General features: G+C 73.3%; 7 protein-coding genes. 2 read left to right on the forward strand and 5 right to left on the reverse strand.

All coding sequences use genetic code 11. From position 1 onward, the window contains the following. Positions 1–211: 211 nt before the first annotated feature. The gene (locus tag BN12_RS16075; protein ID WP_235432433.1) at positions 212–499 is read left to right on the forward strand and encodes a DUF2530 domain-containing protein; all 288 of its coding nucleotides are present in this window, start codon (positions 212–214) and stop codon (positions 497–499) included. A gap of 386 nt (positions 500–885) precedes the next feature. Here the strand turns inward: BN12_RS16075 and BN12_RS16080 are convergent, their stop codons facing one another. Together BN12_RS16080 and BN12_RS16085 are read right to left on the reverse strand one after the other, a co-directional pair. Continuing rightward, on the reverse strand, positions 886–1,638 hold the full coding sequence (locus BN12_RS16080; protein ID WP_407667805.1) for a DUF3027 domain-containing protein: 753 nt from the start codon (positions 1,636–1,638) through the stop codon (positions 886–888). Continuing rightward, positions 1,635–2,030 carry a cold-shock protein gene (locus BN12_RS16085; RefSeq protein WP_048554035.1) on the reverse strand — a complete coding sequence of 132 codons (396 nt, stop codon included), beginning with the start codon at positions 2,028–2,030 and terminating at the stop codon, positions 1,635–1,637. Before BN12_RS16085 ends, BN12_RS16080 begins: the two co-directional genes overlap by 4 nt. Positions 2,031–2,395: 365 nt before the next feature. Between BN12_RS16085 and BN12_RS16090 the strand changes: the two genes are divergently transcribed. After that, entirely contained in the window at positions 2,396–3,730 is a 1,335-nt protein-coding gene (locus BN12_RS16090; protein ID WP_048554037.1) for an MFS transporter, read from the forward strand. A gap of 15 nt (positions 3,731–3,745) precedes the next feature. Here the strand turns inward: BN12_RS16090 and BN12_RS16095 are convergent, their stop codons facing one another. The 3 genes from BN12_RS16095 to BN12_RS16105 all read right to left on the reverse strand — a co-directional run bounded on the left by BN12_RS16095 (position 3,746) and on the right by BN12_RS16105 (position 6,638). Further along, a complete protein-coding gene (locus BN12_RS16095; RefSeq protein WP_048554039.1) occupies positions 3,746–4,654 on the reverse strand; it encodes an aldose 1-epimerase family protein in 909 nt (302 codons plus the stop codon). Between the two features lie 35 nt (positions 4,655–4,689). After that, the gene (locus tag BN12_RS16100; protein WP_157635527.1) at positions 4,690–5,481 is read right to left on the reverse strand and encodes a hypothetical protein; all 792 of its coding nucleotides are present in this window, start codon (positions 5,479–5,481) and stop codon (positions 4,690–4,692) included. A gap of 224 nt (positions 5,482–5,705) precedes the next feature. Next, complete coding sequence (locus BN12_RS16105) at positions 5,706–6,638, reverse strand: hydroxymethylglutaryl-CoA lyase (RefSeq protein ID WP_048556496.1); 933 nt, start codon at positions 6,636–6,638, stop codon at positions 5,706–5,708. Between the last annotated feature and the right edge of the window lie 360 nt (positions 6,639–6,998).

Here is a 6,998-nt window from a genome sequence, read left to right on the forward strand (position 1 = left end):
CCCACACCTGCCGCAACCCGCCTCGGCACGTGCGGGGTTGTCGTGGCCGTCGAGCCGACCCGACCACGGAAAGCCCACACCTGCCGCAACCCGCCTCGGCACGTGCGGGGTTGTCGTGGTCGTCGCCGACCCAACCACGGAAAGCCCACACCTGCCGCGAGACCGCGAGCAGGGTGGGCCTCGGCGCACGTCGGCCCATAGGCTGGTCGTCGTGACCCACGGTGAGAGCAGGCCCTCGAGCGAGGCCTCGAGCCGGATGCACCTGTCCGTGCCGGAGCTGCCCGAACTGGCCCCGCTGCCCGTCAGCACGGTCGCCGTCATCCTGTTCGGCCTCGTGTTGTGGGCCGTCGCCCTCGTCGCGACGCTCGCCGTCCCCGCACTCCACGAGGAGGACCGGTCGTGGTGGCCGTGGACCTGCGTCGCCGGGCTTGCCCTCGGCCTCGCCGGCCTGGCCTACGTGCGGCGTGGACGCGGCAACGCGATGGCCGCCGGCCGATAGCGTGACCCGGCACGCAGCCGGCCAAGCGCAAGACCCGGCACACACCGGCCGCGAGAGTGACCCGACGCGCAGCCGGCCAAGCGCAAGACCCGGCACACGCCGGCCAACAGCAAGACGCGGCACACACCGGCCGACAGCGTGACCCGACACTCAGCCGGCCGACAGCGTGACCCGGCGCGCAGCCGGCCAACAGCGTGACCCGACGCGCAGCCGGCCGAGCGCAAGACCCGGCACTCAGCCGGCCAACAGCGTGGCCCGACACGCAGCCGCCCAGGCGCAAGACCCGACACGCGGCCGGCCAAGAGCGTGATCCGGCGCGCAACCGGCCGAGCGACGGGCCACCGGCCCCCCAGTCCGGGCCGGCGCCAGGAGAGCTCAGCCGACCGTCAGTGGAGGAGGTCGACCCGCAGGTCGTCGAGGATCGGCGCCGTGAGGGCCTCCGGCTCGGGCCGCACGACGTCCACCTCGGAGTGGGCGCCGCAGCCGTGGTCGAGGCTCACGACGCGACCGTCGCTCGGGGACCACTCGTTCGCGCAGACGCCGAAGGCATGCCGGAGCGCCCCGGCCATCGGAAGGTAGAAGCCGCACGTCGTGCAGTGCTCCGCCGCCCGGACCGCCATCTCCGCGGTCGGCCCGTTCTCGCCGTCGTACCAGCGCTGCGCGGCCTCCTCGCGGCCCTCGGCGGACAGCACCCGGGGCCGGCCGAGGCCGAGCTCCCAGAAGGCCATCTGGTCGACGTCCTCGTCGCCGGTCGCCTCGAACCCGTGCTCGAGGCGCGGGTCGTCGGGCCGGTAGGGCAGGACGTCGCCGACGGACAGGTCCCCCGGCGCCAGCCGGTCGGCATACGGCACCCAGGGCGGGGAGAGGAGGGCTCCCTCACCGGGGACGAGGTTGGCCTCGTCGACCGTCACCGTCTTCGACCTCGGGATGCGGGCGACCGTGACCGCCCAGCGCCACCCCGGGTAGCCGGCCGACGTGCACGCGAAGAAGTGGGTGCCGACGCGGTCCTGGACCATCTGCAGGCCCAGGTGCTCCCCGACCGTGCCCGGCTCCGCGACCCCCTCGGCGGCCGCGCGCGCGAGATCCACCGCCGCGGCGAGCGTCGCGTCGGCGCGTGCCGGGGTGGCCACTGCCGTCACAGCTCGAGGTCGGCGGCGACGGCGCGGAGGACCTGGGCGACCTTGTTGCCGTGCGCCTTGTCGGGGTAGTGCCCTCGGCGGAGCTGGTTGGAGACGTCGTCGAGGAGCCGGATGACGTCCTCGACGATGACGACCATCTCGTCGGCCGGCTTGCGGTCGCGGACCTTGCGGTTGGTCGCGACGCTCTGCGCCGGGTCGAGGACGCGGACGCCGAGAGCCTGGGAGCCACGACGACCCTCGACGATCCCGAACTCGATCCGCGTGCCCCCCTTGAGCGTCTTGACGCCCTCGGGCAGCGCGCTCGCGGGGACGAAGACGTCACCTCCGGCGTCGTCGGACACGAAGCCGAACCCCTTGTCCGCGTCGAAGAACTTGACCTTGCCAGTGGGCACCGCGCACCTCTTGCTCGTCCTGCATGCTGATGGGGTGCGCACGCCCGCGCACCCTGGGACAAGGCTAACCGCTCGGTATGCCACGACGCGCCCGGGTTTGCCGGGATGAGCCGTGCGACACCTCGGGAACCGGCCGGCGAGAGTCCGAGACCCGGTATGCGAAGGCCCGAGACCCGGCCGGGGAGAGTCCCGGATCCGGCCGGCGAGAGTCCGAGACCCGGTATGCGAAGGCCCGGGGCCCGGCCGGGGAGAGTCCCGGATCCGCCCGGCGAGAGTCCGGAACCCGCCCGGCAACGAGACCCGATGAGGCCCGGCCGGCAGGAAATCCGGATGAGACTGTCCCCACCCGGTGACACCATGCCCAGGTGAGCAGTTCGTCGTCTCCACCGGCCCTGCGCCTCTCGCTACGCTCCTTCTGGGCCGTGCTGCCCCGCGAGGGCAAGTGGCTGCTGTCGACGACCGCCATCCAGCTCCTCGGGCGTGGCCTCACGCTGCCGTTCACCGTCATCTACCTCCACGAGGTGCGGGGTATCTCGCTCGACGTCGCCGGCACCCTGATGGCCTGGATCTTCGTCGTGGGCGTCCTCGCGACCGGGCCGGGCGGGGCGGCGACGGACCGGTTCGGCGCGCGCGCGGTCTCCCTCTTCGGGTCCTCATGCCAGCTCGTCGGCGTCGCGATCCTCGCCGTCGCGCATACCGTGCCTCAGGCCGCCGCCGCGATGACCCTCATGGGCGTCTCCGGCATCACCTGGCCCGCCTTCAACGCGCTCGTCGCCTCGATCGTCCAGGGCTCGATCCGGCAGACGTACTTCGGCATCAGCTTCGCCCTCGTCAACCTCGGCATCGGGGTGGGCGGCATCATCGCGGGCGCCTTCGTCGACGTGCACCGCCCGAGCACCTTCACGACGATCTACCTCCTCGACGCCGCGTCGATGCTCATCCCCATCGGTCTGCTCCTCGGGCCCCTGCGGCACATCCATGGCCGCGCCGAGCGCCCCGACGACACGGACGGGCAGCCCGCGTCATACTGGCGGATCGCCCGGCAGCCCTCGGTGGCCTGGCTCCTCCTGCTGACCTTCATCGCGACGTTCGTGGGGTACGGGCAGATGGAGGCGGGCTTCCCGGCGTTCGCCCGTCAGGTGTCGGGGGCCTCGACCCGTGCCATCGGGTGGGCCTTCGCCGCGAACACCGCCGTCATCGTGCTGTGCCAGTTCGTCGTCCTGCGCCGGATCGAGGGTCATCGACGCACGAGGGTGCTCGTCGTCATGGCGGTCGTGTGGGCCACCGCCTGGCTGACGCTCGGGGCGACCGGGCTCGCGCCGGCGACGATGGCGGCGACGGCCGGCGTCATCCTCTTCCATGCGTTCTTCGGGTTCGGCGAGACGATGCTCCAGCCGACCGTGCCCGCCATCACCAACGACCTGGCCCCCGACCACCTGAGGGGCCGCTACAACGCGCTGTCGGCGGCGGCCTTCCAGGGTGGCGGGATCGTCGGGCCCGTCGTCGCCGGTGTCATGCTCGACCACCATCTCGGGTCCGCGTTCATCACGATGCTGCTCGTTGGCTGCGGAGTCGTCGCGGTCCTCGCCATGGCTCTCGAGCGGCGGATCAGCCCGGTCGTCAACGGCATCCGACCATCCTCCCCCTCGACATACGCCAAGGGCGCCGAGCGCGCCCACGATGACCGCGCCGCCCACTGACGTGGTGGCCGTCGGCTAGCCGAGGGAGATCCCCCACGTGCCGGACCACTCCTCACCCGGCCCGAGACGGACCAGGTCGATGCCCGAGTTGAACGCGTCGGCAGGACACGACATCGGCTCGACCGCGACGCCGTGCTCGCCCTCGGCGGCGGCCTTGCCGGTGAAGACCTGCGTCCAGCCGAAGGAGGCGTCGGCCCAGATGGTGACCGGCGGGAGCGCCGACAACCCCGACACGGTGATCCGCCAGCACCCGTCGTCGTCGCGGCACAGTCCGGTCATCGCCGTGTCGAGGCTCGTGGAGCCCAGCGGACGCGGTGCCCGGAAGTCGAGCTCGGTGCCTTCGACGTCGCGCACCGCCACGGGGAGGAGGCGGTCGTCCACCTCGACCCAGCGCTCGGCGGGCACCTGGAGGACGACGCCCGCCGGGTCGTCGGAGCCGATCGAGACGTAGGGGTGCGCACCGTACCCGAACGGCGCGCGTCCCTCTCCGACGTTGCGGACAGCGGTGCTCACCGACAGCCCGCCGTCACCCAGCCGGTACGTCACGCTGAGGTCGAGGCTCCACTCCCATCCGGGCTGCGGATGGAGCGCGCACGTCACGGTGAGGGTGTCGTCGGAGTGCTCGGCGGGGGTCCAGGCGAGCCACCGGACGAGTCCGTGACTGGCATTCCCGAAGGCGGGTTCGGTGAGCGGCAGCTGCCGCGACGTCCCGTCGAGGTCGTAGCGGCCGTCGCGGATCCGGTTGGGCCACGGCATGAGCAGCTGCCCGCGACCGGCCCGGCACATCTCGTCGGCGCCGTAGCCGGCGAGCACGTCGACACCCTCGTGGACCCATCGGCGCAGACCCCCGCCCACCTCGACGACGGTCACCTCGTCCTCGCCGCGTCGGAGGATCCACTGCTCGCCACTCGCCGGCCTCGTCATGACCGGGAGGCTATCGCTCCTGCGCTCCTCGGGCCTCAGGTCGTCGAGCCGTCGGCGCCGGTGCCCGCACCGGATGCCCGGGCACCGCCGCTGCGGACGAGGACCGCCTTGTTGCCGTCCTTCGTCGCGAGGACGTATGCCGTCGCACCCTTCGCGGGAACCCCCGAGCCCCGCCCGACGACCCGGGTGTCGGAGGTGATCGCATACGTGCCCGTGAACCCGTCACTGCTCCGCAGGCTCAGCGACGAGGTGGAGGAGGCGGTCACCTCGCCGCGCTGGAAGACGTAGGTCGTGCCGCGACCGTCGGTCACCTCGCCGTGCAGCGCGCCGCTCGGTCCCATGGTGAGGGGGCCGAGGCCCCGGCTGCCGTCGCCCTCCCCGCCGGGGCCACGCGTCCCACCGCCTCGACCCTCGCCGTCCGGGCCGGGGAAGCCGGGCCCTCGAGCGCCCCGGCCGTCCATCATCGGCCCGTTGCGGTGGTCGAGGTGCGTCACGGCGACGACGGCTGCCGTCACCCCACCGAGGACGACGACGACGGCCAGCGCTAGGGCGAGGATCGTCGCGACGCGAGCTCCCGTCGTCGCCGTCGCCTCGCGCCACAGTCGTCGGGCACCGCCCTGGGCCTGAGGGGCGGAGGACTGGGACGGGATCGGCTGGGTCGGTCCGCCTGGCGCCGGCAGGACCGGATGGGCCGGGTCGCTGCCCGTCGGTGGGATCGGCTGGGTCGGGTCGTTGCCGCCCGCGGACGGTCCTCGCTCAGCCGGCCCACCGGCGTCAGGCGTCGGGGGGCCGCCCTGTTGGCCCTCGGGCCGCTGATCGTCGCTCATGAGGTCCTCCCTCGCCATGCTCTCCGCAGCGTGCATCGCGGGACTGTCAGGAGGCTGTGAATCCGCACCGCAACCGGCAGGCGAGGGACGGCCCGGCCGCTCATCGTCCGGGCGCGCGTGGTTCCCGTGAGGTTCGTCCGCGAGAGCGATGCAGGGAACCGGCCGCCGGCGAGCCCGGGCGGGGCAGGGGGCCGGCCGCCGGGCGAGCCCCGGCGGGCGGGCTGTCAGCCGCCGGTGAGGGCCCGTACGACCCGTGACGGGCTCGGGCGCCCCAGCTCGCCGGCCAACCAGACGCTCGTCTCGACGAGGGCCCCGAGGTCGACGCCGGTCTCGACGCCGGCACCGTCCATGGCCCACACGAGGTCCTCCGTCGCGAGGTTGCCCGTGGCGCTCTTCGCATACGGGCACCCGCCGAGGCCACCGGCCGCGGCGTCGACGACGGTGACACCACGGCGAAGGGCGGCCAGCGTGTTGGCGAGAGCCTGCCCGTACGTGTCGTGGAAGTGCACCCCGATCCGGTCGACTCCGATCCCGGCCGATTCCAACGCGTCGAGGAGCCGGACGACGTGGCCGCTCGTCGCGACGCCGATGGTGTCGCCGAGCGAGAGCTCGTGACAGCCGAGGTCCATGAGCGATCGGCACGCGTCGACGACCTGTGTCACCGGGACGTCCCCCTCCCACGGGTCGCCGAAGCACATCGAGACGTAGGCCCGGACCCACAGTCCCGCGGCGAGTGCCCGCTCGACGACGGGCCGGAACATCGCCATCGACTCCGCGACGCTCCGCCCGAGGTTGCGCTGCGCGAAGGTCTCCGTCGCACTGCCGAAGACGGCGATGGCGCCGACCCCGGCCTCCAGCGCACGGTCGAGCCCGCGCTCGTTCGGCACGAGGACGGGGCGTCGCGGCCCGCGGCCCTCATCGCCGAGGATCTCGAGCACCTCGGCCGCGTCCGCGAGCTGAGGCACCCACGAAGGGTTCACGAACGACGTCGTCTCGATCGTCCCCAGACCTGCCCCGGCGAGACGCCGGATGAGCTCGGCCTTGACCGTGGGCGCAACGATCGACGCCTCGTTCTGCAGCCCGTCGCGTGGGCCCACCTCGTAGACCGTGATCCGGGGCGGCAGGTCGTCCGCCGGCTCGCGCTGGGGCAGCCGCATCTCCATCCGGTCATCGTCGCACGCCGGTGTGAGCGCAGCCCGGTTCCGGGTCGGCCGGCCGGTGGTGCCGACGGGCGCACACCGCGGCACACGGTCCTCCGTTGCCTCTCTCAGCCGGTCGGTGAGCTCGACGCGCACTCCCGCGCGGGACTCGGGCCCCATGGTTGGATGACCGCAGGAGGGCGTGCCGGACGCCCCACGCAGGAGGAGGATCCGTGAGCGACGACAGCCGCGGCGACGAGCTGCGCGACCCGACGGCACCCGACTGGCAGGAGGACGCGGCGTCGCTGCCGCCCCAGACCGACCCCGACCGGCCCGAGTCGCCCGAGACGCCACCGATGCCCGCCGAGCCCGACGCGC

This window comes from Nostocoides japonicum T1-X7 (assembly GCF_001046855.1).
GTDB classification, from domain to species: domain Bacteria; phylum Actinomycetota; class Actinomycetes; order Actinomycetales; family Dermatophilaceae; genus Nostocoides; species Nostocoides japonicum.

Bases quoted from the DNA above. Each gene is read 5' to 3' on its own strand.
- BN12_RS16100 (WP_157635527.1), bottom strand. From the start codon at position 5,481: ATGAGCGACGATCAGCGGCCCGAGGGCCAACAGGGCGGCCCCCCGACG.
- BN12_RS16095 (WP_048554039.1), bottom strand. From the start codon at position 4,654: ATGACGAGGCCGGCGAGTGGCGAGCAGTGGATCCTCCGACGCGGCGAG.
- BN12_RS16105 (WP_048556496.1), bottom strand. From the start codon at position 6,638: ATGCGGCTGCCCCAGCGCGAGCCGGCGGACGACCTGCCGCCCCGGATC.